General features: G+C 68.0%; 10 protein-coding genes and 1 riboswitch. Of the genes, 2 read left to right on the top strand and 8 right to left on the bottom strand.

Annotated features, from left to right (window positions below; translation table 11 throughout):
• Positions 1–203 precede the first annotated feature (203 nt).
• Entirely contained in the window at positions 204–10,535 is a 10,332-nt protein-coding gene (locus tag ACN20X_RS02435) for an invasin domain 3-containing protein (protein WP_473210259.1), read from the bottom strand.
• 388 nt (positions 10,536–10,923) lie between these two features.
• Positions 10,924–11,034, top strand: a riboswitch (glycine riboswitch).
• A gap of 93 nt (positions 11,035–11,127) precedes the next feature.
• Here ACN20X_RS02435 and ACN20X_RS02430 point away from each other — a divergent pair.
• Positions 11,128–12,459 (top strand): D-amino acid dehydrogenase, encoded by a 1,332-nt coding sequence (locus ACN20X_RS02430; protein ID WP_016453542.1) that lies wholly within the window; start codon positions 11,128–11,130, stop codon positions 12,457–12,459.
• Between the two features lie 32 nt (positions 12,460–12,491).
• Here the strand turns inward: ACN20X_RS02430 and ACN20X_RS02425 are convergent, their stop codons facing one another.
• From ACN20X_RS02425 to ACN20X_RS02410, 4 genes are all read right to left on the bottom strand, one after another.
• A complete protein-coding gene (locus ACN20X_RS02425) occupies positions 12,492–13,727 on the bottom strand; it encodes an FIST signal transduction protein (RefSeq protein WP_016450408.1) in 1,236 nt (411 codons plus the stop codon).
• Between the two features lie 81 nt (positions 13,728–13,808).
• The gene (locus tag ACN20X_RS02420) at positions 13,809–14,753 is read right to left on the bottom strand and encodes a PhaM family polyhydroxyalkanoate granule multifunctional regulatory protein (RefSeq protein ID WP_016453543.1); all 945 of its coding nucleotides are present in this window, start codon (positions 14,751–14,753) and stop codon (positions 13,809–13,811) included.
• 142 nt (positions 14,754–14,895) lie between these two features.
• A complete protein-coding gene (locus tag ACN20X_RS02415; RefSeq protein ID WP_016450406.1) occupies positions 14,896–15,423 on the bottom strand; it encodes a copper chaperone PCu(A)C in 528 nt (175 codons plus the stop codon).
• Between the two features lie 96 nt (positions 15,424–15,519).
• Entirely contained in the window at positions 15,520–15,879 is a 360-nt protein-coding gene (locus tag ACN20X_RS02410; RefSeq protein WP_016450405.1) for a hypothetical protein, read from the bottom strand.
• A gap of 116 nt (positions 15,880–15,995) precedes the next feature.
• Here ACN20X_RS02410 and ACN20X_RS02405 point away from each other — a divergent pair, with 116 nt between their 5' ends.
• Entirely contained in the window at positions 15,996–16,658 is a 663-nt protein-coding gene (locus tag ACN20X_RS02405; protein WP_016450404.1) for a glutathione S-transferase family protein, read from the top strand.
• Between the two features lie 16 nt (positions 16,659–16,674).
• Here ACN20X_RS02405 and recD read toward each other — a convergent pair whose 3' ends face one another.
• From recD to recC, 3 genes are read right to left on the bottom strand one after another with little or no spacing between them, the layout of a single operon-like run.
• On the bottom strand, positions 16,675–18,825 hold the full coding sequence (gene recD / locus ACN20X_RS02400) for an exodeoxyribonuclease V subunit alpha (protein ID WP_016453544.1): 2,151 nt from the start codon (positions 18,823–18,825) through the stop codon (positions 16,675–16,677).
• The gene (gene recB, locus ACN20X_RS02395) at positions 18,822–22,646 is read right to left on the bottom strand and encodes an exodeoxyribonuclease V subunit beta (RefSeq protein WP_473210258.1); all 3,825 of its coding nucleotides are present in this window, start codon (positions 22,644–22,646) and stop codon (positions 18,822–18,824) included. The genes recD and recB overlap by 4 nt, the downstream gene beginning before the upstream one ends.
• Complete coding sequence (gene recC, locus ACN20X_RS02390) at positions 22,643–26,167, bottom strand: exodeoxyribonuclease V subunit gamma (protein ID WP_473210257.1); 3,525 nt, start codon at positions 26,165–26,167, stop codon at positions 22,643–22,645. Before recC ends, recB begins: the two co-directional genes overlap by 4 nt.
• Positions 26,168–26,234: the final 67 nt, after the last annotated feature.

Here is a 26,234-nt window from a genome sequence, read left to right as displayed (position 1 = left end):
GGGACCCAGGGATGCAAGGCACCCATCAGCGCGAAATTCTAAATTGTTCTCATTTACGGCGTGTTGCACGCGCGATAGGCCCGCAAGGCGGCCTGGGGTTTCGTGCAGGCTTGAGCCGCCGGGATGCAGCGCCTCTACCCAATGGAAATCGCCTGCCGAAACAGGTTCGGCAGGCGATGGTTCAGCGCCTCTTCAACCGTGTGTCAACCGCGTCTGCGGCGCAGATTCCACAGGCCTGCAGCCAGCATCAGCAGCATGGCCATGGCGAGCATGCGCGGTTCGAGGGCAGGGATCGGCCGGGCACCCGGTGCCGCCCCCACACGCGCCGGACCGCTGGGATCCACGATCACGCCATTGGCTGCGCGATCGTCATCACCCTGGCCGCCATCGGTGACCACCACCGAGGTCGTATTGCCCGACACCACCGCACCCGCAGGCTGATACCAGGAGTCCGCCGCCCCTGCGGACGCTGGACCGAACTTCCAGTACGCCATGCCTGTCACCGGCCCCGGCCAGGTGACGCTGACCGTGATCGAGCTGCTGGGCGTACAGCCACGGGCCACGAAGTGCACATTGCCGTACGGGAAGCTCAACTGGCCCGGCGCACCCGCCGCAGCCGCGACGAAGTACGACTGCGACACATCGAACCCGCAGCCCGCGCCACCACCGCTCAAGGTCGCCGTGGCGTTGCCTGCCCCGGTGGCTGTCGGACCCGTGAAGGTCGTTCCGAGCACGTTGAGCGAAGTCGTTGTGGCAGGTCCGGTGTTGCCATTGCCAGGATTGGTCTGGGTCGCGCTGATCGTGTGCAGACCCGGCGTCGGCAAGCCGCCGCCCGGCGTGCAGCTCCACGTCTGATCGGCCGCGACGATTGCCGTACACAGCGTCGTCGAGCCATCCTTCACCGTGATCGTGTAGCCCGGCGTGCCGGTGCCGGAAATCTGCGGATAGCCTCCCACCGTGGTCGGCGAAACCGTCAGCGTCGGAGCCACCGGCACCTGCGTGCTGGGAGTGACCGGCGTTGCTGGTGTCGATGCACAGTTCACAGTGCACCCTGCCGTCGGATTGACCGGGCTGATGCCGCCCGATGGATCGTAGGAGGCCGTGTTCGTGCTCGAACCCACAGCCGTCGGAACAGCCGGCAGGTTGAAGCTGGTGCTGCCACCCGCTGCGACCGAAGCCGTGAAGTTCACCGTACACGTCAGCACCGAACTGCCGTTACCCGCAAACGGGAAGGTATTGGGCGTGCAGGTCGCACTGGCTACGTTTGCGCCGGTCGGCACGCCCGTGATGCTGATGCCCGCAGGCACCAGGTCCTTGATGGTCACGCTGGTGGCGGGGCCGAAGGCTCCAGCCGCATTCGCTACCGTGAAGGCGTAGTTGAACGCAGTCCCCACAGCCAGGCTACCCGGGTTGGCCTTGGTGACCGTCAGCGCAGGCGTGCCTGGCGTGACCGGAGTCACCGGTGTGGAAGCGCAGTCTGTCGTACACCCTGCCGTCGGATTGACCGGGCTAATGCCGCCCGATGGATCGTAGGAGGCCGTGTTGGTGCTCGACCCCACAGCCGTCGGCACAGCCGGCAGGTTGAAGCTGGTGTTGCCACCGGCCGCCACTGCCGCAGTGAAGTTCACGGTGCACGTCAGCACGGAGCTGCCGTTACCCGCAAACGGGAAGGTATTGGGCGTGCAGGTCGCGCTGGCCACGTTCGCGCCGGTCGGCACGCCCGTGATGCTGATGCCTGCCGGCACCAGATCCTTGATGGTCACGCTGGTGGCGGGGCCGAAGGCACCGGCAGCGTTGGACACGGAGAACGCGTAGTTGAACGCAGTTCCCACAGCCAGGCTGCCCGGGTTGGCCTTGGTGACCGTCAGCGCTGGCGTACCAGGCGTGACTGGAGTCACCGGTGTGGAAGCGCAGTCTGTCGTGCAACCGGCCGTCGGATTGACCGGGCTGATGCCACCCGACGGATCGTAGGAGGCCGTGTTCGTGCTCGAACCCACCGCCGTCGGCACTGCCGGCAGGTTGAAGCTGGTGTTCCCACCGGCCGCCACTGCCGCAGTGAAGTTCACCGTGCACGTCAGCACGGAGCTGCCATTACCCGCAAACGGGAAGGCGTTGGGTGTGCAGGTTGCACTGGCCACGTTCGCACCGGTCGGCACGCCCGTGATGCTGATGCCTGCCGGCACCAGATCCTTGATGGTCACGCTGGTGGCGGGACCAAAGGCACTGGCCGCATTCGCTACCGTGAAGGCGTAGTTGAACGCAGTCCCCACAGCCAGGCTGCCGGGATTGGCCTTGGTGACCGTCAGCGCAGGAGTACCAGGGGTCACCGGCGTGGAAGGCGTGGAAGCGCAGTCTGTCGTGCACCCTGCCGTCGGATTGACCGGGCTGATGCCGCCCGACGGATCGTAGGAGGCCGTGTTCGTGCTCGAGCCCACCGCCGTCGGAACAGCTGGCAGGTTGAAGCTGGTGTTGCCACCGGCCGCCACTGCCGCAGTGAAGTTCACCGTGCACGTCAGCACGGAGCTGCCGTTACCCGCAAACGGGAAGGTATTGGGCGTGCAGGTCCCACTGGCCACGTTCGCCCCAGTCGGCACGCCCGTGATGCTGATGCCTGCCGGCACCAAGTCCTTGATGGTCACGCTGGTGGCGGGACCGAAGGCACTGGCAGCGTTGGACACGGAGAACGCGTAGTTGAAGGGCGTGCCCACAGCCAGGCTACCCGGGTTGGCCTTGGTGACCGTCAGCGCAGGCGTGCCAGGGGTCACCGGCGTGGAAGGCGTCGATGCGCAATCCGTCGTGCAACCGGCCGTCGGATTTACGGGGCTGATGCCGCCCGACGGATCGTAGGAAGCCGTGTTCGTGCTCGAACCCACAGCCGTCGGAACAGCTGGCAGATTGAAGCTGCTGTTGCTGCCAGCTGCCACCGGTGTGGTGAAGCTCACCGTGCAAGACAGGATCGCCGTGCCATTGCCCACGAAGGGGAAGGTATTGGGCGTGCAGGTCGCGCTGGCCACGTTTGCACCAGTCGGCACGCCCGTGATGCTGATGCCTGCAGGCACCAAGTCCTTGACGGTCACGCTGTTGGCGGGACCGAAGGCACTGGCAGCGTTGGACACGGAGAACGCGTAGTTGAACGCAGTCCCCACAGCCAGGCTACCCGGGTTGGCCTTGGTGACCGTCAACGCAGGCGTACCCGGCGTGACTGGAGTCACCGGTGTGGAAGCGCAGTCTGTCGTGCAACCCGCCGTCGGATTGACCGGGCTGATGCCGCCCGACGGATCGTAGGAGGCCGTGTTCGTGCTCGAACCCACCGCCGTCGGCACAGCCGGCAGATTGAAGCTGGTGCTGCCACCGGCTGCGACCGAGGTCGTGAAGTTCACCGTGCAAGTCAGCACAGAGCTGCCGTTACCCGCAAACGGGAAGGTGTTGGGCGTGCAGGTCGCACTGGACACGTTCGCGCCAGTCGGCACGCCCGTGATGCTGATGCCTGCCGGCACCAGGTCCTTGATGGTCACGCTGGTGGCGGGACCAAAGGCACTGGCCGCGTTCGCTACCGTGAAGGCGTAGTTGAAAGGCGTGCCCACAGCCAAGCTACCGGGGTTGGCCTTGGTAACCGTCAGCGCAGGCGTACCAGGGGTTACCGGCGTGGAAGGCGTCGATGCGCAATCCGTCGTGCAACCGGCCGTCGGATTGACGGGGCTGGTACCACCCGACGGATCGTAGGAGGCCGTGTTGGTGCTCGAACCCACAGCCGTCGGCACAGCTGGCAGGTTGAAGCTGGTGTTGCCACCGGCTGCGACCGAAGCCGTGAAGTTCACCGTACACGTCAGGACAGTGCTGCCATTGCCCGTAAACGGGAAGGTGTTGGGCTTGGGCGAGCAGTCCACACTGGCCACGTTCGCACCGGTCGGCGCACCCGTGATGCGGATACCTGCAGGCACCAGGTCCTTGATGGTCACGCTGTTGGCAGGACCGAAGGCACCGGCCGCATTCGCTACCGTGAAGGTGTAGTTGAAGGGCGAACCTACGGCCAGGCTACCCGGATTGGCTTTGCTGACCGTCAGCGCAGGCGTACCAGGCGTGACTGGAGTCACCGGTGTGGAAGCGCAGTCTGTTGTGCACCCTGCCGTCGGATTGACAGGGCTGATGCCACCCGACGGATCGTAGGAGGCCGTGTTGGTGCTCGAACCCACCGCCGTCGGCACAGCCGGCAGGTTGAAGCTGCTGTTGCTGCCAGCTGCCACCGGGGTGGTGAAGCTCACCGTGCAAGACAGGATCGCCGTGCCATTGCCCACGAAGGGGAAGGTATTGGGCGTGCAGGTCGCGCTGGCCACATTTGCGCCGGTCGGCACGCCCGTGATGCTGATCCCCGCAGGCACCAAGTCCTTGATGGTCACGCTGGTGCCAGGACCGAAGGCACCAGCCGCATTCGCTACCGTGAAGGCGTAGTTGAACGGCGTGCCCACAGCCAGGCTACCGGGGTTGGCCTTGGTGACTGTCAACGCAGGCGTACCAGGCGTGACCGGTGTGGTCGGTGTCGATGCGCAATCCGTCGTGCAACCGGCCGTCGGATTGACCGGGCTGATGCCGCCCGACGGATCGTAGGAGGCCGTGTTCGTGCTCGAGCCCACAGCCGTCGGAACAGCCGGCAGGTTGAAGCTGGTGCTGCCACCCGCTGCGACCGAGGCCGTGAAGTTCACCGTACACGTCAGCACGGAGCTGCCATTGCCCGCAAACGGGAAGGTATTGGGCGTGCAGGTCGCACTGGCCACGTTCGCACCGGTCGGCACGCCCGTGATGCTGATACCCGCAGGCACCAAGTCCTTGATGGTCACGCTGGTGGCAGGGCCGAAGGCACCGGCCGCATTCGCTACCGAGAACGCATAGTTGAAGGGCGTGCCCACAGCCAAGCTGCCCGGGTTGGCCTTGGTGACCGTCAGCGCTGGCGTACCAGGTGTCACCGGCGTGGAAGGCGTCGACGCGCAATCCGTCGTGCAACCCGCCGTCGGATTGACGGGGCTGATGCCGCCGGACGGATCGTAGGAAGCCGTGTTCGTGCTCGAGCCCACCGCCGTCGGCACAGCTGGCAGGTTGAAGCTGGTGCTGCTGCCAGCCGCCACCGGTGTGGTGAAGCTCACCGTACACGTCAGCACGGAACTGCCGTTACCCGCAAACGGGAAGGTATTGGGCGTGCAGGTCGCACTGGCCACGTTTGCACCAGTCGGCACGCCCGTGATGCTGATGCCTGCCGGCACCAGGTCCTTGATGGTCACGCTGTTGGCAGGACCGAAGGCACTGGCGGCATTGGACACGGAGAACGCATAGTTGAAGGGCGTGCCCACAGTCAGGCTGCCAGGGTTGGCCTTGGTGACACTGAGGTTCACCACGCTTACAAAATGAATTTGTGCGGCGCTTGGCGAATACGCGTTTGCTCCCACGGTGAACGTGCCACCCAGGGTTCCGGCAGGAATGCTGGTGGCGATGCTGTAGGTCCCACTCGCTGTGCTGGTGGCAGTGATCGAGCAGATGCCCAGAGTTGCGCCACTTGTTCCAGTGGTGCAAGTGGCCGACGCGCCGTCCGCGCCACCGTTCAGCTTCACGCCGGGGGTACCGGCAAAGGTGACGACCTCGCCGCCCTTGGGGTTGCCACCGGCATCGCGCACATACGCTTCCACCACATCGGTTGCCGTGCCATTTGCCGCCGCGTTGTCGCTCACGACACGCAGGCCCGAATTGCTTGCCGAGGCATTGCCGGCGACAAAGGCCATCGATTGCGGGCTGTTGCCGATGGCAGTTGCACCCACCGTGGCGGCAGCCGAGTAAGTCGATGCGGTCACGCTGGTGAACGACACCGAGCAGGTCGCCGCCGCACCCGCAGTCGTGCAGCTGGCGGTGGCAGGAGAGGCTCCGGCAGGCGTCACGCTGAAGTTCACGGCAACGCCGGTGACCGGATTGCCGAACGCATCCTTGGTGACCACGGAAACGACGTCCTGGCCGCCGCCGGCTGCCTGGTTGTTCACATCGACCGACATGGTCGAATTGGCGGGATCGACGGCACCTGCCGTAAAGACATAGGCAGCCGTAGTGCCGTACGTATTGCCGCCGGAGCTGATGCCGCTGCCGCTCAATGCGCCCCCCGCGATGCTTGCGCCGGAAGCGTAGGAGCCCGCGACGGTTGTCCTGGCGGTGACCTGGCAGGTACCAGCCGCATTGGTGGTGCAGGTACCGCTGAAGGTGATGTTTGCGGTGGGAGAGAACGTGACAACGCTTCCGGCCACCGGATTGCCGTTGACATCTCCCACAAACGCTTCAAGCACATCCGTCGCCGAGCCATTGGCCGTGGCCGGACTGCTGACGGTACGCACCCCCGACCTGGCGGGGTCGGCGGCATTGGCCGTGAAGTTGATCACGGCCGGACTGCCATTGGCCACGCTCTGGGTGGTGGTGCCGTTGTTGTCCGTGGCTGTGAAGCTCGCCGCACCCGCGACGGTGGATGTCACCGTGATGGAGCAGCGCGCTGGATTCGCATTGGCCGCAATCGTGCAGGAAGTTGCCGACGGCGTGCCGGCGCCGGTATGGACAAAGCCGATGGTGTGGGCGACCGTATCGACGGTTGCATTGCCATTGGCGTCCTGCAGTGCGACGGTCACCGTGCCGGTGCTCGTACCGTCGGCCATCACCGAGAGCGGCGTGGCACTGAGCAGATTGCCGCTGGCTGTATTGCTGGGCGGCCCGGCAATGAAGTTGACCGATACCGGACTGCCATTGCTCACGGCCGTTCCGTTGTCCGTTGCCGTGAAACTTGCGGTGCCGACCGTGGCCGATTTCACCGTCACGGAGCAGGTGGCCGGATTGGCATTGGCCGCGATCGTGCACGTGGGTGCGGCCGGCGTGGTCGTGCCCACGCCCGTTTTGGTGAAGACAATCGTGTGCGCCACCGTATCCGTGGCGGGATTGCCATTGGCATCGCGCAGGGTCACGCTGATCGAACTCGTGGCCGTGTTGTCTGCGACAACGCTGAGCGGACTGGCACTGATCAGGTTTCCATTCGCGCCATTGCTGGGCGAGCCGGCCGTGTAGTTCACCGCAGCCGTAGCCGTGGCGGCCGAGCCATTGATGGTGAAACCAAAGGTGCCGCTGCCGACTGCGGTAGGTGCCGTGACGGTGGCCGTGTACACCCCTGCGCTGCACGCCCCCGCGCCGACCGCGGGCGAGCCCTGTGTTCCACCGTTCAGCGTGAAGGCCACCGTGTTGGCACAGGTCGCAATCGAATTGCCTGACGCATCCTTGAGCTGCGCCGTCAATGTGCTGGTTGCAGTGCCATTGGCAATGATCGAGGTCGGACTCGCAACGATGGTCGAGGCACTGGTACTTGGCGGACCCGCCGTGTAGCTCACTGAAGCCGTAGCAACTGCGGCAGAGCCGTTGATGGTGAATCCGAAGATCCCGCTGCCGACCGCCGTGGGCGATGTGACGGTGCCCGTATAGATGCCGGCGGTACACGAGGCCGCGCCCACATTGGGCGTTCCCTGCGTTCCGCCGTTCAGGGTGAACGCCACTGTGTTCGTGCACGTGTTGATCGGATTGCTGCTGGCATCGACCAGTTGCACGCGCAGCACGCTGGTGGAGCTGCCGTTGGCCACGATCGATGCCGGAGTGGCGCCTATCGTCGATGCACTCGTGCTCGGCGTTGCGGCCGCATAGGAGACTGTTGCGGTGGCAACAGCCGCAGCCCCGTTGATGGTGAACCCGAAGGTGCCGCTGCCGACCAGCACCGGCGATGTCACCGTCCCCGTGTACATGCCGGCACTGCAGCCCGTGACGCTGACGGCAGGAACGCCTTGCGTCCCCGCATTGAGGGTGAAGGCCACCGTATCGGTACAGGTGGTGACAAGGTTGCCTAACGCATCCTTCAACTGCACGGCCAAGGTGCTGGTGGAGACGCCATTGGCCGCAATCGATGGCGGACTCGCGGCGATTTCAGAACCGGTCGTGCTGGCCGGCAGCCCGGTGAAGCTGTAAGCAACCGGCGAAGGCTGATAAGTCACTGCGCCAGATACCGGGCTTCCACCCAATGGAAGATTGGAGAACGTGGCACCAGCGACTGACGACGACAAGGTCACGGGTGTGGTGAATGTTCCGGCGACACTGCTGCTGGCATTGATGGGAGACGCGCACTTTCCGCTGGAGTCGGTCATGCAGCTGACTGCGGCGGAGCTGCCATTGAACGTGACACCTGCAGGCGGCGCTGCGAAGGTAACGGTGTCACTGCCCCCCGTCCAGGCATTGCCTTGGCCGTCAACAATGTAGACCTCCAGCAAGTCGCTGCTGCCGACAGGTTGATTGTTGGTCGTCGCCAGAACGCCGGATTTCAGGGCACAGGGAAAACCGGTGACGCTTGCAGCCGTTGAAAGCTGCGAGGTCTGGGCTCCACCGGAATTGCTGTCCGTCACTGTGACCCGCACCTGGCCGCTGAGATACGAAGGAACGGTCAGCGTTCCCGAGGCTCCGGCCATGGTCCCTGAGCCCAGATAGACCTGTGCGTCGTTGGCGCCCGCGCCGGTCGGCGACCAAAAGGCTTCCACCGTATACGGTGCCGGCTCGCTCGCATTGGCATTTGCCGTGATATTGAATGTCCAGGTGCAGGCGGCGGTGTCACTGGCGCCAACGCCAAGGGTCGGGGTCCATCCGGTTTGTCCATTGGCCGTCGTCAGCAAACTGATACCTGAGTTTGCAGCCACAGGCACGGAAAACAGCGTGTTCTGAGAAATCTTGAAGAAATCACGCGCAGTGACACGAATGGCACTTCTCGACTGGCTTGTCATCTTGTTGTTGCCAATCAACCCTGGTGCCGTACCCGTACCACCAATATTCACCCCGTCCCCGCCGCCAGTGAAGTTGTTATCGGTCACCGTCACTACCTGCGTCGTGCCTGAGGCTGCCATATTCAACGTTGGTGCCGACACATGCATTGGCGATGAAGTGGTATAGGCGGCAATAGGCAGCGAGAAGGTATTACCCGTCACGGCAAGACCAGTTCCATTGTCCAGGTTGATCGTTCCATCAACCGACACCACGGCCCTGGGCGCATTTCCACCAGTCGGGCTCAGTGCGATATTCGAATCTTTGATCGTCAATCCGTTGACGGTCATGTTCGACATGACCTGGAAGAACTGCTCGAGCTGCATTCCCCCGATAGGGTTGGGCAGATTCGTTACCGTGAAATTATCGACAACAATGTTGGAAACCGTGCCTCCTGTACCGTTGCTTGCGGCAACGGAAATGGCCGAGCCCTTGTTATTGCCGTAATTTCCATTCCATATCGCGGAATTGATCGTGCTATTGGTAAAGAATACGTTTTGTGCGCCTTGATGAATCTCCGCGTACAGCTCGCAGTTGAACGGCGTCCCCTCTCCCGCAGGGGTTGGAGCCACATTCACCAGGCCGACGCGATCAATGGTGATATTGTTCGCCGTGGAGCCAACGACGAATACCGCTTCGCCACAGGTCATATTGGGCGAATTGGTGAGCGTGATGTTCTTCCCACCAAGATAAAAAGTTTCCCAGGGGGAGTCCGCCCAGTTCTGGACTTGTATGACTCCCCCGAAATCGATGGTCAACGATCCCGTGCCGGCTGGCACGGTGCCTTTGAGCCAGTACCAGGCACCACCGGCACCAGTGGTGGTGCCCGTATCGCCGCCGCTGATCATCTGGCTTTGACCACAGGCATTGGTGGCCCCCGTCACGGCGCCGGACTGGGCTCCGCTGATGAATGTATTGGCACAGCGCACGTAAACCGTCTGATTGTCGACATACGGATGGAGGTTTCCCGCCGCATCCTTGGATGTCCCGCTCTGTATGGTCCGTACCGACGTGGTCAGTGTCGGCGCAAAGACGATGGAAACATCGGCACTCGGATCCAGCGTTTGCAGCGTGTAGTTGGCTGCCTGAATGGCAGCTCGCAGCGTACATGCGCCAGCAAAGGTGCCCCCCAGCGTGCTGACGCAGGTGGTTGGTGTCGTTGCATTGGCATTGGGAGCGTCGCTGTTGTCGGTGACCGTGAAGACGATGGTCGCCGCCAGTGCCGTGGATGAGATACCCGCGCATGAAAGCAGCAGCAAAGAGAAAAGGCACTTCGCTGCACGCCACTTGCGAAAAAACGCCGAACCAGGCAGGCGATTGAGAGCATGCATGATATTCCCCGTTTTCTCAAGGAGATATGACAGGAAAATGATTTTCCCAATGGCAATGGCCATCAGTTGTACCCAGCGCATTTGCATCGCCGTACCTCGAATAGTTCTATTTGAATCACGAGCCCACAACTCACCTTGCAGCCGGTGAGTTTGGAAGCAAAATTTTTCGCGCAGATCCTGCGCGTCAATCAAAAAAAGGCGGATTTCCATCAACGCTTGCGCGCTGCTCCACTGCCCATTGAGCGGACACACCTTCAGTCGGGTTTGCGACGCAAAACATTCCTCCCTCGACAAACCATATTCACCGTGCTTGTATTTTTTCAGTGATGGACCAGTTTCCATGGACCCGCACCTGTGCAACGGTAAGTCGCCTATCAGACATATATACAACCCATGGTTAACCCATGCAGGTCCAATCGACCAGAACAAGCACTGACAAACCACTGCACATATCGATAGGCTAAATCATGTTTTTTTCTATTTCAATAGTTTTTTTACATGAAACCGAAGACTCGTACCAGCGCTACGAGGGAGGCGCTTGAGCGATCTAGGGAATACCCTGAATCAGCCACACCACATACAGGTAACTGGTGGTATCCCCAATACGACTGGAGCTGGCTGCGCAAGCCCCATAGAATCGCCCCTGCAGGAGAGCAGGCGGGCGCCACGGTGCCGAGCCTCACCGAAGGCGCAAACTCCCATACACGCTCAGGTTCCGTACTGCAAACACAACATGCCGTCTGGAGAGCCGCCGCACGCAATGTGCGGCGCACCGAAGGAGCAAGCCCCGTTCCCATGGACGGCGGTGAATCTCTCAGGTACCAAGGACAGGGGGAGCGGCAGCTGCGTCACGACGGACGCCGGCTGCCTGCTATCCAGACCATAGCGGCCAGCTTTCGCGTGACCCGGCACATGCCTTTGAAAGGGCATCGTCATGCGCGTCATCGTTCTCGGAGCCGGTCTGATCGGCACCACGTCGGCCTACTATCTGCAATCCCTCGGTCATGGAGTGACCGTCATCGACCGCCAGGCCGCGCCCGGCGCCGAAACCAGCTTCGCCAACGGCGGGCAGATCTCGGTCAGCCATGCCGAGCCCTGGGCCAACCCCGGCGCACCGCTGAAGCTGCTGGGCTGGCTGGGCCGGCAGGATGCCCCCCTGCTGTTCCGCCTGCGCGCCGACATGCGCCAGTGGCTCTGGGGCCTGTCCTTCCTGCGCAACTGCACGCCCGCGCGCACGCGCCACAACATCCGGCAGATCGTTCGCCTGGGCACCTACAGCCGCGAGGCCCTGCAGCAGCTGCGTGCCGACACCGGCATCCAGTACGAGCAGCGCATGCAGGGCATCCTGCACTTCTACACGAACGCCCGCGAGTTCGAGGGCGCGCTCAAGCCCACCGAGCAGATGCAGGCCCTGGGCTGCGACCGCCGCCTGATCGATGCCGACGAAGCCGTGCGCCTGGAGCCGGCCCTGGCCCATGTGCGCGGGCAGATAGCGGGCGCCACCTATACGGCCGAGGATGAATCAGGCGACGCCAACCTCTTCACACGCGAGCTGGCGCGCATCGCCGCCGCCACGGGCGTGCAGTTCCGCCAGAGCCACCACGTGACGGCGCTGCGCACCACGGGTGCGGGCGCCAGCCGCCATATCGACCATGTGGAGGTGACCAATGCCGATGGCCGCTATGAACGCATCCAGGGCGACGCCTATGTGCTGGCCATGGGCTCGTTCAGCCCGCTGCTGGCCCAGCCGCTGGGGTTGCGCCTGCCCATCTACCCGGCCAAGGGCTACTCCGTGACCCTGCCGGTGCTGGACCCCGCCAAGGCCTACCAGGTCAGCCTCACGGACGACGAGTTCAAGCTGGTGTTCTCGCGCTACACGGGCGCGCAAGGCGACCGCCTGCGCATTGCGGGCACGGCCGAGTTCAACGGCTACGACCGCAACCTGGACCCCGTGCGTTGCGAGGCCATCGTGCGGCGCGTGCAGCAGCTGTTCCCCGGCGCCGGCGATACCGGGCGCGCCCAGTTCTGGAGCGGCCTGCGCCCCGCCACGCCCAGCAATGTGCCGCTGATCGGACGCTCGCCCATCGCCAACCTGTTCCTGAACACCGGCCACGGCACGCTGGGCTGGACCCATGCCTGCGGCTCCGGCATGGCGCTGGCCGACCTGGTCAGCGGCAGGCAGCCAGCCGTGGATTTCGATTTTCTGGGAGCCGTAGCCATGGACCCGGATCGCAGCGCAGGCACGGTGCGCCCGCGCGCGGTCTGAGGTGCGGACGGCGTGTACGGCGTGTACGACGCCTAGGCAGTGAACACCGTCAACACCCCGGCGAAGCGGTGCAGGCGGGCGTCCATGATCTCGGCTTCGGCGACGAAGCCGATCAATGGCACATCGCCCAGTGCGTGGCGCAGGGTGCGCAGTTCGGCATCGGGGCCGCCGAACAGGCCGCCGCCGCGGCCCCGGCAACTGATGTAGATGGCGCCACGGATGCGGGGCTGTGCCTCGCCTTCGGGCGCCGCCTCCTCGGGCTCCGCCGCATCGCGCAGCGCAGCGCCCAGTTGCAGCAGTTCCTGGCGCGCGACCTGGGCCTGGCGGCGGCAGAAGATCACCGAATGCCCGGCCTCCACGGCCGATGACAGGGCGACGCCCTGGCGCAGCGGGTCCAGGCCAACCAGGGTCAGCACCTGGGCCTCTTCGGTCAGCACGCCGTGGGCCAGGCCCCGGCCCGGCGGCGCAATGGCCGCCAGCGTGGTGCGGACCGTGGTCAGCGCGGGCTGCCAGTCGCTGCCTTCCAGCTCCACGCCCAGCAGTTGCAGCAGGCGCTGCAGGGCCGGATCGCCATCGAGCCCGGTGACCAGGGCCCCGCGCGCCTCGGTGATCTCCAGCCCCTCGCCCAGCGGCACGCAGCCCTGGGCCATGCCCGTGATGCAGGGCACGCCGGCACCGAAGGCCACGCCTGAAAAGCCGCCACGAAAAATGCCGCGCGCGTCCGCATGCTGCGCATGCAGATCCTCGGTGCGGCAGGCGATCTGCACGCCCTCCACGCCATCTTCCCCGTCATCGCCCACGCCGCCGAACAGCAGGCCGGACTCGGTGCGCTCGGACAGCTCGTACAGCAGCTCGGCCAGCTCGGGCTGGCCGCCTGCGGCATGGACCAGGGCCGAATGGGCGGTGAAGCCGGCCTCGCCGCCAGGCGCATGCAGGGGCGCCAGGCCCGAATACAGGCGGTAGTGGGCGGCCGGTACATCCAGCAGCATCACCGCGAGCGCGGTTCCTGAAAGGTACTCATGCGACATGGCCAGAACGCCGCCGGCCGAGCAGCCGGCCCAGTCCGCCACATGGGGCAGGGCCCTGGCCAGATGCTGCAACAGCGGCCGTGCGTGGGCGGCATGCGCATGGGACAGGTACACCAGTCCCAGACGGGGCCGCTGCGCGTGGCCGGGCCCGGCCATCTGCAAGCGCAGCTGCTGCAGCACCGCGTCGGCCGCGGCGCGCCAGTCGGAATGGCTGGCATGGCCTACAGGAAACAACGACATACCAACCTTCTTTCTAGCCCCGCCAGCACCCGGCTTGCGGGTGGCTGGGGCCTTGCGCATCCATGGGTCCGGCCCGATCGGTCAACGCGCCGGCCGGCTCTTGGCTGCCGGCTTGCTGGCGGCCGGCGCCTTGGCTCCAGCCTTTGCAGCGGTTTTCCTGGCAGCCGCTTTGGCGGGAGCCTTGGCAGCGGTCCTGGGGGCTTCGGCCTGCACCGCAGCCTTGGCCGCCGGCTTTGCGGACGGCGCCTTGGCAGGGGAGACCGCCGCCGCCTTGCCCGCCTGCGCAGCAAAGGCGCTGGCCTGTGCCGCCATGCGGTCCATGGTGGCCTTGGCCAGGTCCCCGGCCATGCCGGTGGCGCGCTGGGCGGCCGCCACGGCCTCCGGGGCCATGGGCTCGGCCATGGCCTTGGCGGCGATCTGCTGGAATTGCTGGGTCAACGCGCCCCACCACTGCATGGCCTGGCCCATGGCGGCGGCCTGGGCGGACTCGTCCTTGGGCGCCGCAGTCTCCGCGGCTGCGGGTCTGTCGGCGGCCTTGGCCGCCTCGGGGGCTGCAGGCGGCGCGGCAGCGGCCTGTGCGGGCTCGGGCTGCGGCTTTTCCTTCTTGCTCGCCCGGCTGGCGGCCGAGGACATGGGCCAGTCCGAAAGGTCGCCCTGCCCCGCGCTGGCGGCGCCCTTGGCCGCGGCGGTGGCCGCGGCGGTTGCGGCTGCAGGGAACTGGAAGGCCTGCGCCAGCTCGCCCATGCTGACGTTCATGCCCTGCAAGGTGGACAGCGTCATGCGCTGCACTTCCAGGGCCTGGATGGTGGCGGCCAGCGCCTTGCCGTTCTGGTCGAGCCAGAACTGCACGGCCTTGAGTTCGGTGATGCGCTTGTCCACCTCTTCGATGCTCACCGTGGGCGCCACCCATTCGGGCAGGCGCCCCAGGGGCCGGGCGGTGGCCGATCCTGCACTCTGGGCCAGGCCCTGCAGGAAGTCGAAACCGGGGATGAACTTGCCGAAACCGAAGGAGGACGCATCACTCATGGCAGCACTCGCTAGGACTGGGTTGGAAGAACATGCCGGTGAAGCACACCGGCCATGCGCTCAGCTTAACCCAGGCACACGCCAAGTCCATCGCAAGTCATGCACGGCCCGCTGCGCACAAACCCGGTGGATGACAAAAAGCTCAGTGGGAGTGGCCGGCATGTCCGCCGTGTCCGCCATGCGCGCCGCCCTGCGCAGCCGATGCCGCACCTGCGCCGGGCGCCATGGCGCGCACGGGGACCTGCAGGCTCAGGCGCGAGGTCTCGCCCTTGGCGTCCTTGAACACCAGGGTGATGGGTACCTGACTGTCCTTGAGCAGCGGGCTCTTGAGCTGCTGCAGCATGACGTGGTAGCCGCCGGGCTTCAGGTCCACGGCCACGCCCTTGGGCAGGTCCAGGCCGTCGATGGCGCGCATGCGCATCACATCGCCTTCCATCTTCATTTCATGCACCTCGGCCACGCCGGCGGCGGGCGACTCCACGCCCACCAGGCGCAGCGGCTCCTCGGCCGTCAGGCGCATGAAGGCGCCCGTGGCCTGCTGGCCCGGCACGCTGGCACGCGCCCAGGCGGCGTCGGCCTTGACATGGGCCGCATCGGCATGGGCATGGGCCAGGCCCATGGACAGGGAGGCGGCGATCAGGAAAGGGGTGGTCCATTGACGCAGTGTCATCACGGTTTCTCCAGAAATTTCAATGCATTGCGGCACGGTCTTCGTGCCTTGCAAAAAGGGTTGGCCAAGCGAAGGAAGCGGGAGTGAATCCGGGAGTCACCGGGGCGGTGCGCGGGCCTGGGGCAGGGCCGGCATGGCCACGCTGTGGACGGAGGCCGGGTGCGCCCGTGGCTGCGCATCTGCCACCAGCGGTGCCGGGGCCGCACTGCACCGGGCGGGCGGCGGCGCCAGCGGGGGCAGGCACAGCGGGCAGTCGATGCCGTGGCTGCCGGCAAGGGCATCGTCCTGACCGGCTGGCGAGGGCACCCAGACCGATTCGCCAGCGGCCGAGCACAGGCGCTCCCAGCCCGAGGCGCGCGCCAGCGGCGCAAACGCCGATGCCAGCGCCACGCACAGCCACAGGCCCAGCGCCCAGCGGGCGCAGGCAGCCAAGGTGGAGGGCAGGCGAAGCGGCATGGCGTCATTCTAGGGGTCTGCCCCAGGACGTCATGTCCGTGACCCCGCCAGGCCCTGCCCGCCCCTACCATCGCAGGCGCATCCCCCAGCCCTCACCAACACCCTAGGAGACACCCATGCTCACCCTGTGCGGATTCGCGGCCAGCAACTACTACAACAAGGTCAAGCTGGCCCTGCTGGAAAAGCAGCTGCCCTTCAACGAGGAACTGGCCTGGCTGGGAGAGACCGACATGGCGCTTTCTCCGCTGGGCAAGGTGCCCTACCTGCGCATCGACGACGGCCGGGGTCTGTGCGAGTCGGCCGCCATGGTCGAGTACGTGGAGACGCTGTCGCCCTCGCCGGCCCTGCTGCCGGCCGACGCCTTCGAGGCCGCCAAGGTGCGCGAGCTGTGCGTGTACCTGGACCTGCACCTGGAGCTGGTGGCGCGCATCCTCTACCCGCAGGCCTTCTTCGGCGGCCAGGTCAGCGACTCCACCCGGGAGCGCACGCTGGCCCAGCTCGACAAGAACGTGGCGGCCTTCGCCAAACTCGCGCGTTTCTCACCCTTTGTGGCGGGCGACAGCTTCACGCTGGCCGACTGCTGCGCCATCGTCCACCTGCCCCTGGTCAGCGCGGCCAGCAAGATCGTTGGCGGCCGCGACGTTCTGGCCGACCTGCCCGTGCGCGAGTACCTGGCACGCATGGCCGAGCGGCCCACGGTGCAGCAGGTCAATGCCGACCGCAAGACCAATACGGCGCTGATGATGGCCCGCTACGCCAGCGACAAGACCCCGGCCTGAGGCGCGGGGCCTTCACTCACTCCTGCAGCCAGCGCAGCAGCCCGCTGGCGCGCTGCGTGGGGCTGCCAACGGCCGAGGCCAGCAGGCCCGGCACCTCGGAGAACAGCGAGAAGGCCTGGCGGGCGCGCGTGATGCCGGTGTAGACCAGCTCGCGCCCCAGCACGCTGCCGCCGCGCGAGGGCAGCACCAGGGCGGTGTGCTCGAACTCCGAGCCCTGGCTTTTGTGCACCGTCATGGCGAAGGCGGTCTCCACATGGGCCATGCGGCTGACGCCGACCGAGCGCAATTCGTCGCCCTGCAGGAAGTAGACGCGCAGCAGCTGCCCTGGCTGCCCCTGGTGCGCTCCCGGCAGCGCAATGCCGATGTCGCCGTTGAACACGCCCAGCTGCGCGTCGTTGCGCGTGACCATGACGGGACGGCCCGCATACCATTCGCCGCCTCGGTGGATCACGCCCTGCGCATCCAGGGCCTGCTCCACCGCGCGGTTGAGGCCGGACACGCCCCAGTCCCCCTCGCGCACGGCGCACAGCAGCCGGAAGCGCTCGAAGGCCTGCAGCACAGCGACCACCCAGGCGCGGTGCGCTGCCTCGTCGGCGCCGGCCGCATCCGGCCGGCCCTGCAGCGCCTGGGCATAGAGGGCATAGCTGGCAAGACCGCCACGCCCGTGCACGGCCAGTTCGGTCACGGCGTGCACGCCGCCGCCATGGCGTTCCCACAGCTCGGAACCTGCGCCGGCTTGCGTGCCGGCATCGAGCAGGGCCTGGGCCTTCACCGCCTCACCGGCATTCACGGCGTGTGCCAGCTGGCCGATGGGGCCCCCGAAGCGCCGGCTTTCGCGCAGCATGACGGTGTGCTGCGCAAGAGCCGGAGGCCGGTCGCCTGCCGGCGCCGCGAACTGCGGCGGCAGCCGCTGGCCGGCCACGCGCAGTGCGTAGTCCAGCGTGTCGGGCAGGTAGCGCCCGGCCTGGGCATCGCGGCACAGGTCGCCCAGCACGGCGCCCGCCTCCACCGAAGCCAGTTGGTCCTTGTCGCCCAGCAGCACCAGGCGGGCGCCGGCCGGCAGTGCCTCCAGCAGCGCCGCCATCATCTCCAGGTGGACCATGGAGGCCTCATCGACGATGAGCACGTCCACGTCCAGCTGCCGCCCCGCATGGAACCCCCAGTGCCGCGTATCGGGCCGCGCGCCCAGCATGGAGTGCAGGGTGCGCGCCGCGCCCATGCGCTGCACCAGGCCCGCCAGGTCGATCTCGCCGCCCATGCTGCCCTGCAATTGCAGCAAGGCCCCGTCGATCGATTGTTTCAGGCGCGCAGCCGCCTTGCCCGTGGGGGCGGCCAGGGCCACGCGCAACTGGCCGGCATCGGGCGCCGTGGCAAACAGCAGGGCCAGCAGCCGCGCGGCGGTATAGGTCTTGCCGGTGCCAGGGCCGCCCGTGATCACCGACAGCCGGCCGCGCAGCGCCAGCGCGCAGGCCAGCTTCTGCCAGTCCACGGCGCCACCGTCCGCCACAGGCGGGAACAGGCGGTCCAGCCAGTGGCGGGCCTGGGCTTCGTCCAGCGGCTGTCCGGCCACGGCCTGCGCCGCCGTGCGCTGGATGACGTGCGCGGCCACGGCGCGTTCGTAGTCCCAGTAGCGGCGCAGATACAGCAGCGGCGCGGGGCCGTCTGCGCCGGCCAGCACCAGGGGCTGGCCGAGGTCCTCGCTGCCATCCTGTCCATCTACCTGCTCCCCGTGCACCACGCGCACCACGGGGCTGGCGCTCAGCGCCGCCACCCAGCCGGACAGGCGCGCAGGCAGCATCTGCCACAGGGCCTGCTGCGCGGGCAACGCATCGGCCGGCCAGGCCAGCACGTCGTTGGGGTGGCCGGCCAGCGGCGCCAGGGGCAGGCAGCTGTGGCCGCGCCCCTCCATCTGCGCCAGCAGCGCGGCGGCCACCAGCAAGGCGGGCCCGGCCTGCGCATCCTGCCCGGCGACGAAGGAGGCCAGCGCCGCATCCAGCCGGCGCAGCAGGCCCGCGTCGGCCCAGCGGCGCAGCAGGGCCAGCACTTCATTGGTGTCTGGCGGCACGGCGCCCGGCGGTTTGCCGCCCAGCGAGTCGCCGCCCGGCCGTTCATCGAACAGGTCCAGCGTGGCCGTATCGATGGTGCGCGAACGGGGGCGCGGGCTCATGGCAGTTCCTCCGCGTTGGCGCGGCCGGGACCGAGCAGTTCATCGAGCGCATCAAGCAAGGGCAGCTCGGGCGCCATGGCATGCATGCCACCGGCCGGGCCATCGATGCCGCGCAGAAAGTAGTACAGCGCACCGCCCAGTTGGCGCTGCGGCTCGTAGGCCGTGCCCAGCCGGCTGCGCAGCAGCCGGTGCAGGGCCAGCAGGTAGAGCGCGGCCTGCACGTCGTAGCGGTGGTGGAGCATGGCGCGGGCCAAGGCCTCCTGGTCGTAGGCGGTGCCGTCCGGGCCCAGGTGGTTGCTCTTGTAGTCAAGCACCCAGTAGCGGCCCTCGTGGCAGAACACCAGGTCGGCAAAGCCCATGAGCATGCCGTGCAGCGAGCGCTGGGGCAGCGCGGGCCGCTCCTGCCCCGGCAGGATGAAGCGCCGGCACAGCTGGTCGATGCGCTCGGCCGGCAGCTGGCGCGCGGGCAGCCAGAACTCCATCTCGGACAGTTGCGGCCCCAGCGTGGCCAGCGTGACATCCAGCGGCGCCAGCGGCTGGTGGACCACGGCCGTGAGCCAGGCCAGCAGGTCGCGCGCCTGCTCGCCCCGGCCCGCGCGCTCGCAGCGGCGCACCAGGCGATCAGCGAGCGCACCCTGGCCGTCCACGGGCAGGGCAAAGTCTTCGCCGCCCAGCCATTCAAGCTGGTCGTGCACGAAGTTGCCGACCACGGGGCCGCGCAAAAAGCGGTGCCAGACAGCAGGCCCGCCGGCCGGTCCATTCTGCAGGGGCTGCAGGCCCGCCAGGCCGGCGATGTCCGCCAGTTCCGGCGATGGCGGAGGCTCCAGCGCCTGCTCATCCTCGGCCGGGCGTTGCACGGCCACGGGCAGCACGGGCAGGCTGGGCGCGGCCATGGCACGCACCAGGGCAGAGAAGCTGCCGATGCCCCAGCGCGTGTCGAAGCGTGCCTCGTAGGGCCGGGCATCGTGCAGCGGCGTGGCAGCGTCCGGCGGCTGCCAGCGCGTGCGCTGCAGCGGCTCGGCGTCCAGATCGCGCCAGGCCATGTGCGGGTCTTCTCCGCACAGCTGTCGCAGGCCGTCAAGCCAGCCCTGGGCCGAGCGCGGCTCGGTGCCGCCCAGCAGGTAGCCGGCGGCGCCCTGCTCGTTCACGCAGGCCTTGCCGTTGCCGCGCCTGAGCGGGGCCAGGCCCAGCCACAGCGCATGGCGCGGGCGGGTGAGCGCCACGTAGAACAGGCGCAGGTCCTCGCGCAGCCGCTCGCGGTCGGCCTGGGCCAGGTCTTCGTCGCTGAAGTCCAGCAGCAGCCTGCGGGCCGGGGCGGCATCGTCTTCCCCCCCCTCCTGCGCGGACAGGGTCAGGAACGGCGTTCTGGCCCGCTCCATGGGGCGGAAGCTGCCTGCGAACGGCAGGCAGACCAGCGGGTACTCCAGGCCCTTGCTCTTGTGCACGGTGACGATCTTGACCAGGTCGGCATCGCTTTCCAGGCGCACCACCTGCTCTTCGCTGCCGCTGCCCGGCGCCTCGATCTGGGTGGCCAGCCATCGGATCAGGGCCTGCTCGCCCTCCAGCTGGGCGCTGGCGGTCTGCAGCAGCTCGGCCAGGTGCAGGTAGTTGGTCAGGCGCCGCTCGCCACCCAGGGCCGGGTCCTGCAGCCAGCGCGCGGGCAGGTCCAGGCGGTACAGGGTCTGGCGCAGCATGGCCAGCACGCCCAGGCGCAGCCAGATGCTGTGCAGTTCGCGCAGCTGCTCGCTGCGCGCGTCAAAGGCTTCCTCGTCGGCGGCCAGCCAGGCCAGCTCGTCCAGCGACAGGCCGATGAGCCGCGTGGCCAGGCCCGCGCGCACGGCCTGGGCGTCCAGCGGCGCGGCAACGGCGCGCAGCCAGTACAGCAGGTCATGGGCCTCGTCGCTGGCGAACACCGAATCCTGGTCCGACAGGTAGACCGAGGCCACGGCGCGCGCCTGCAGTTCGCGGCGCACGGTGGCCGCCTCTCGGCCCGTGCGCACCAGCACGGCGATGTCGGCAGGCCGCAGGCGCACAAGGCGGCCATCGGGCTGCACAAAGCCGGCCTGCGGGTCGGCCAGCCACTGCACGATCTGCTCGGCGCAATGGGCCGCAAAGCGCCGCCGCACCTCGTCGGCCGACAAAGGTAGGGGGATGCCGGTGTCCTCGTCACGGCCCGCGCTCCAGGCCACGGTGAGGGCGGGCATGGCGCCGTCGCGCGTGTGCAGTTGCTCGCTGCGCCCCTGGGCGGCCACGGGCTCGAACGGCAGCGGGTTGTGGCTGCCGCGCCGGAACATGAAGGCGCCCTCGCCCGGGCGCTGCTCGGCCTGCGCGAACCAATGGTTGACGGCGCCCACCAGCGCCTCGGTGGAGCGGTAGTTGGTGCCCAGCACGTAGTGGCGCCCCTCGGTGGCGCGGCGCGCCTGCAGGTAGCTGTGGATGTCGGCGCCGCGAAAGCCGTAGATGGACTGCTTGGGGTCGCCGATCAGCAGCAGGGCGCTGTGCGGGTCGTTGGCCGCCGTGCGGTAGATCTGGTCGAACAGGCGGTACTGCAGCGGCGAGGTGTCCTGGAATTCATCGATCAGCGCCACCGGGTACTGGGCCAGGATGCGCTCACGCAGCACGGCGCCGTTGTCGCCGGCCAGGGCCGTGTCCAGGCGCTGCAGCATGTCGGCAAAGCCGAAGCTGCCGGCCTGGCGCTTGAGGTGAGCCAGCCGCTGCGCCACGCGCGCGGCCGCATGCAGGCGCACGGCCACGCTGACGGGCGGCAATTGCTCCAGCTGCACCAGCAGCGCCTGCAGCTCGGCCAGCTCCAGCGGCATGAGCACATCGCCGGCCGCCCCCTTGAAGGCCTCGGCCAGGCCTTCGGGGCTGAGGCGGTGGCGCGCGGCCTCGGTCAGCGCCAGCGGACCGTCCAGCGGGGCGCGCGACCAGTCGGCCAGCGCGGCCAGCCAGCCGGTGTAGCGCGCGGGCTGCAGCTTGCGCTTGTCCCACAGTGCGCCATGGCCGTCGAGCTGTCCATCCAGCCACAGCTGCAGGCGCTGTGCCTTGTCGTCCCAGCCGGCCGCCAGGGCCAGCAGGCGGCTGCGGCGCTGCTCCATGGCGCGCTGCAGGCAGTCGGCCAGGCTGCCCTCGCCCGCGCCGGGCACGGGGGTCTCGCGCAGCAGGGCACGCATGTCTTCGACCAGGGCATCGACGTGGGGCCAGATCTTCAGGGCCTCGTCCAGCAGTTCGTCGGACAGCGGGTAGCACTGCTGGCGCCAGTAGTCCTGCGCGGCCTCGGTCTGTCGCTGGCTTTCGTCAGGCTCCAGCGTTTCGTCGAAGAGGTTGCCGCTGTCGAAGGCATGCTCGCGCAGCATGCGCTGGCACCAGGCGTCGATGGTGTGGATGGCCGCGTCGTCCATGCATTCAGCCGCCATGGCCAGGCGCCAGGCCGCGCGTTCACGGGCCGCGCCTTCAGGGTAGGCCTCGCGCAGCGCGTGCAGGAAGCCGTCGTGGGGCGCGGGCTCGGCCTCGCCGCGAAAGCACTGCACGGCCTCGATCAGGCGCTTGCGTATGCGGTCGGACAGCTCGCGCGTGGCCGCGCGCGTGAAGGTCATGACGAGGATATCGGGCGGCATCAGCGGGCGCTCGAAGGCCGTACTGCTGATGCCGTCCAGGCTGCCCTCGCCATGCCCCAGCACCAGGCGCAGGTAGAGCGCAGCGATGGTCCAGGTCTTGCCGGTGCCGGCGCTGGCCTCGATCAGGCGGCTGCCCCACAGCGGAAAACGCTGTGCATCGAGCACATGGCTGGTCACGTCGCCGGTCACTTCGCTGGTGCTCATGGTGCATCCGCCTGGTAGGGCTGGACCTGCACCTGCGCGGCCACCCAGTCGAGCAGCGGCGCGTGGGCGACATGGGCCAGGGCCTCGAAACGGCCATCGGCGCTCAGCCGTTCGAAGTCCGGGTAGCAGCGTGCCCAGGACGGGTCCTCGCCTTCGCCGCCGACCAGATGACCGCCCTCATAGGCCTGCTGGGCCGCAGCGGGAAAGCCTTCGGCCATGGCCAGGCCGCTGCGCAGCGGCAGGGGCAGCGGGCCGTTCTGGCCTTCGCGCCACAGGGCCATCAATTCACGCAGCCGTGCCAGCGCGTCGGAAGGGTCCATGGGCAGGACCTGCACCAGGCCGTCGCGCGCCACCACGCGCAACTCGGCCTGCGAGCCGCTGGCGGCCAGCGCCAGGCTGCGCAGGTAGACCGGCATGAGCTTGTCAGCATGGGGCCTGCCCTTGGCATTGAGCAGGTTGCGCGGGTCCAGCAGCAGCCAGCACTGTGCGTCGTCCGCATCGGGGGGCTCTTCGGTTTCGCAGGACTGGCGCAGCCCGTCGATCCAGTCGTCGAACACCAGGCCATCGTCCTCGATCAGCAGCCGCCTGCGCGGCGCGGGATGGGCATACCGATCCAGTTGCTGACGCCAGGCCCGCAGCGAAGGCGTGACCGAGGACTGCAGCGCCCGCGCGCCGCGCGCGCCCAGCCCCGCCAGCGGCAGCCGCCCCGAGCGCGTGAGGCGCGCCACGGCGGCGCGCACGCTGTCTTCCATGGCCTGGGGCGCCTGCCCGGGCTCGGACAGGCCGGCCGCCACCTGCTGCTGCAACTGCTGCACCAGCAGGTATTCGGTCAGGCCGTCGAGCTGGAACAGTTCCTCGTCCACGACCGGGTTGTCCTCCTGCTCGAAGCGCACCTGCAGGCGCTGGCGCAGGTAGGCGCGCGCCGGGTGGCGCAGGAAATCGGTGAGCCGGGCCAGCGTCAGCGGCGCCGAGGCGTCGGGGACAAAGGGCGGGCGCGGCTGCGCGGGCAGCGCAGGCAACGCGTTCGTGCCGTCAGACTGCGCATGCGCGGCCCGCCATTCGCGCGCATACGTGGTCCAGGGCGAACCTTCTTCGAAATAGCGGCGGCTGAAGGGCTGCAGCGGGTGCTGCTGCGTGCGCTGCGCCAGCAGCGGCTGGCCGCCTTCGCCGCGCCAGCCGGCCTCCAGGTAGTCGCGCAGCTGGGAGACCAGGACCGAGGGCGGCTGCTCGCTGTTGTCGCGCACATGGTGGCCGGTCCAGCTGATGTAGAGCGCGCGGCGCGCAGACAGCAGGGCTTCGAGCATGAGCTGGCGGTCATCGTCGCGGCGCGCGCGGTCGCCGGGGCGCTGCTGGCCGGGCAGCGCCATCAGGTCGAAGTCGCTGCGCGTGGCGCGGCGCGGATAGTCGCCATCGTTCATACCCAGCAGGCAGACCACCTCGAAGGGAATGGCGCGCATGGGCATCAGCGTGCAAAAGGTCACGCCACCGGCCCGAAAGCGCTGCGACAGCGAGGGCTGCTCCAGCGCCTGCATCCAGGCCTCCTGGGCCACGCCCAGTTCCACGGCCTGCGCATAGCCGGCCTGCTCGCAGGCGCGCTGCCAGTCCGTGAGAGCGGCGTCCAGTGCGGCCAGCATGGCCTCGTCCTCATCGTCCTGCGCCTTGAAGAAGTCCTGCAGCAGCGAGCGAAAGCGCTGCGCCCAGGCCTCGGGCATGGCGGGCTGCTCGGCCTCGCGCCACCACGCCAGCATGCGCTCCAGCAGCGCGGCCAGCACGCCGGCCAGCTCGGCCGACAGGCCGCCCACCTCGTCATAGGGCTCGATGCCGCCGAAGGCCTGGCCGTCCTGCGCCACGCCGCTGGCATAGCCCAGCAGCATGCGCTGCAGGCCGAACCAGGCGCTGTTGTGCTCGCCGCAGGCCTGCAGGCCCAGGGCGCCGCGCTGCGGCGCATTGAGTCCCCAGCGGATGCCGGCCCCGGCCATCCAGCGCGTGAGCTGGGGCAGGTCGTCGGCCGCCAGACCCATGCGCGCGGCAATCGCTGGGACGTCCAGCAGGTCGCACAGCTCGCTGAGCCGGCAGCGCTGCTGCGGCAGGCGCAGCAGCCATTGCAGGGCCACGGCCAGCGGGCTGCTGGCGCGTGCGCCCAGGTCGGCAATGTCAAAGGGAATGTGGCGCGGATCATGCCTGCCGTACTGGCCGAACACGGCGCGTATCGAGGGCGCGGCGGTCTCTATGGACGGCAGCATGACTACGACGTCACGCGGTGCCAGCGGTGCCTGCCCCGGCTGCCCGGGATCGGTCGGCCGGGCCAGCATCTGCAGCAGCTGATCGTGCAGCACCTCCAGCTCGCGCACCACGCTGTGCGCGCTGTGGAACACGATGGAGCGGTCGGCCCGCGCCACCTCCAGCGGTGGGTGCTCGGCCAGCGGCACCAGGTCGCGGATGCGCTGCTGTACCTGGGCCAGCAGCGGCGCGGTGCGCAGGTCCTCGGCATCGGTTTCGTCGAACAGGTCCACGCGCGGCATCTGCAGCTGGGCTGCGGCACCCGTGGTGTCGAAGGCGTCGAGCTGGCGCACATAGTCGCGGCTTTGACGACCCCAGGCGGCCAGCAGCGGATGGGCGTGGGCATGCATGGCCTCCAGCGGCAGCTGCGCCAGGTCGCGGCCGCCGCGCAGCGGCTGGCGGCGCCGCGCCATGCGCAGCAGCTCGCGCCCGTCGATGGCGTCGGCCCAATGGAAGCGGCAGGGATTGGGCACGGCCAGCAGCACCTGGCTGTGGCGGGCAATGGCGGCCAGGAACTCCAGCAGGCTCAGCGGCAACTGGCTGATGCCGAACACCACCACGCGGCGCGCCAGCGGCGCGGCCGGCGGCTCGCCGGACTGCAGCGCGGCCAGCACCCGGCCCTGCAGGCGCGCGCGCGTGGCGCCGCGCTGGTCCTCGTCCAGCTCGGCCAGCACGGCGCGCCACAGGCGCGGCTGCCACAGCTGGCCTTCGGGCACCGGGGCGTCCGCCACACCAGGGCGCAAGGGCATGGGCAGCACGTCATGCCCGGCCTCCCAGGCGTCCAGCCAGTCGGCGCGGTAGATCTGGTATTGGTCGAAAAGGTCGGCCAGGCGCTGGGCCAGCTGCAGCAGCCGCTCGGGCTCGCCGGGGCGCAGAAAGCCTGCAATGGGGGCGAAGGCCGGGTCATGCAGGCACTGCGGCAGCAGGCGCATGAGCCGCCAGGTCATGGGTGTCTTGTCCAGGGGCGATTCGCGCGGCACGGCCTGGCGGCCCAGCACCTGGCGGTAGCTGCGCCACACAAAGCGCGCGGGCAGTTCCACGCGCGCGGCGGCGCACACGCCCAGCTGCTCGGCCATGCGCATCTTGAACCACTCGGCCATGCCGTTGCTCTGCACCAGCACCACCTCCGGCTCCAGCACGTCCAGCGGGTGCGCAGCCAGCCATGCCAGCACCGTATCGGCCAGCACCTCCGTCTGATTACCGTGCAGGGCGATCAAGCCCGGCTGCCAATGCGATGCCACCTCTGCGCTCCCGTGCTCCAAGCCATGCGAGCAGCGAGCTTAACGCGGTTGACACGGGCCGGGACCG

It is taken from the genome of Delftia sp. PX-1, assembly GCF_055797465.1.
This window is presented reverse-complemented; position numbering and strand designations above follow the sequence as displayed.

Bases quoted from the DNA above. Each gene is read 5' to 3' on its own strand.
- recB (WP_473210258.1), bottom strand. From the start codon at position 22,646: ATGAGCACCAGCGAAGTGACCGGCGACGTGACCAGCCATGTGCTCGAT.
- recD (WP_016453544.1), bottom strand. From the start codon at position 18,825: ATGAGCCCGCGCCCCCGTTCGCGCACCATCGATACGGCCACGCTGGAC.
- ACN20X_RS02405 (WP_016450404.1), top strand. From the start codon at position 15,996: ATGCTCACCCTGTGCGGATTCGCGGCCAGCAACTACTACAACAAGGTC.
- ACN20X_RS02430 (WP_016453542.1), top strand. From the start codon at position 11,128: ATGCGCGTCATCGTTCTCGGAGCCGGTCTGATCGGCACCACGTCGGCC.
- ACN20X_RS02435 (WP_473210259.1), bottom strand. From the start codon at position 10,535: ATGGAAACTGGTCCATCACTGAAAAAATACAAGCACGGTGAATATGGT.
- ACN20X_RS02410 (WP_016450405.1), bottom strand. From the start codon at position 15,879: ATGCCGCTTCGCCTGCCCTCCACCTTGGCTGCCTGCGCCCGCTGGGCG.
- ACN20X_RS02415 (WP_016450406.1), bottom strand. From the start codon at position 15,423: ATGACACTGCGTCAATGGACCACCCCTTTCCTGATCGCCGCCTCCCTG.
- ACN20X_RS02425 (WP_016450408.1), bottom strand. From the start codon at position 13,727: ATGTCGTTGTTTCCTGTAGGCCATGCCAGCCATTCCGACTGGCGCGCC.
- ACN20X_RS02420 (WP_016453543.1), bottom strand. From the start codon at position 14,753: ATGAGTGATGCGTCCTCCTTCGGTTTCGGCAAGTTCATCCCCGGTTTC.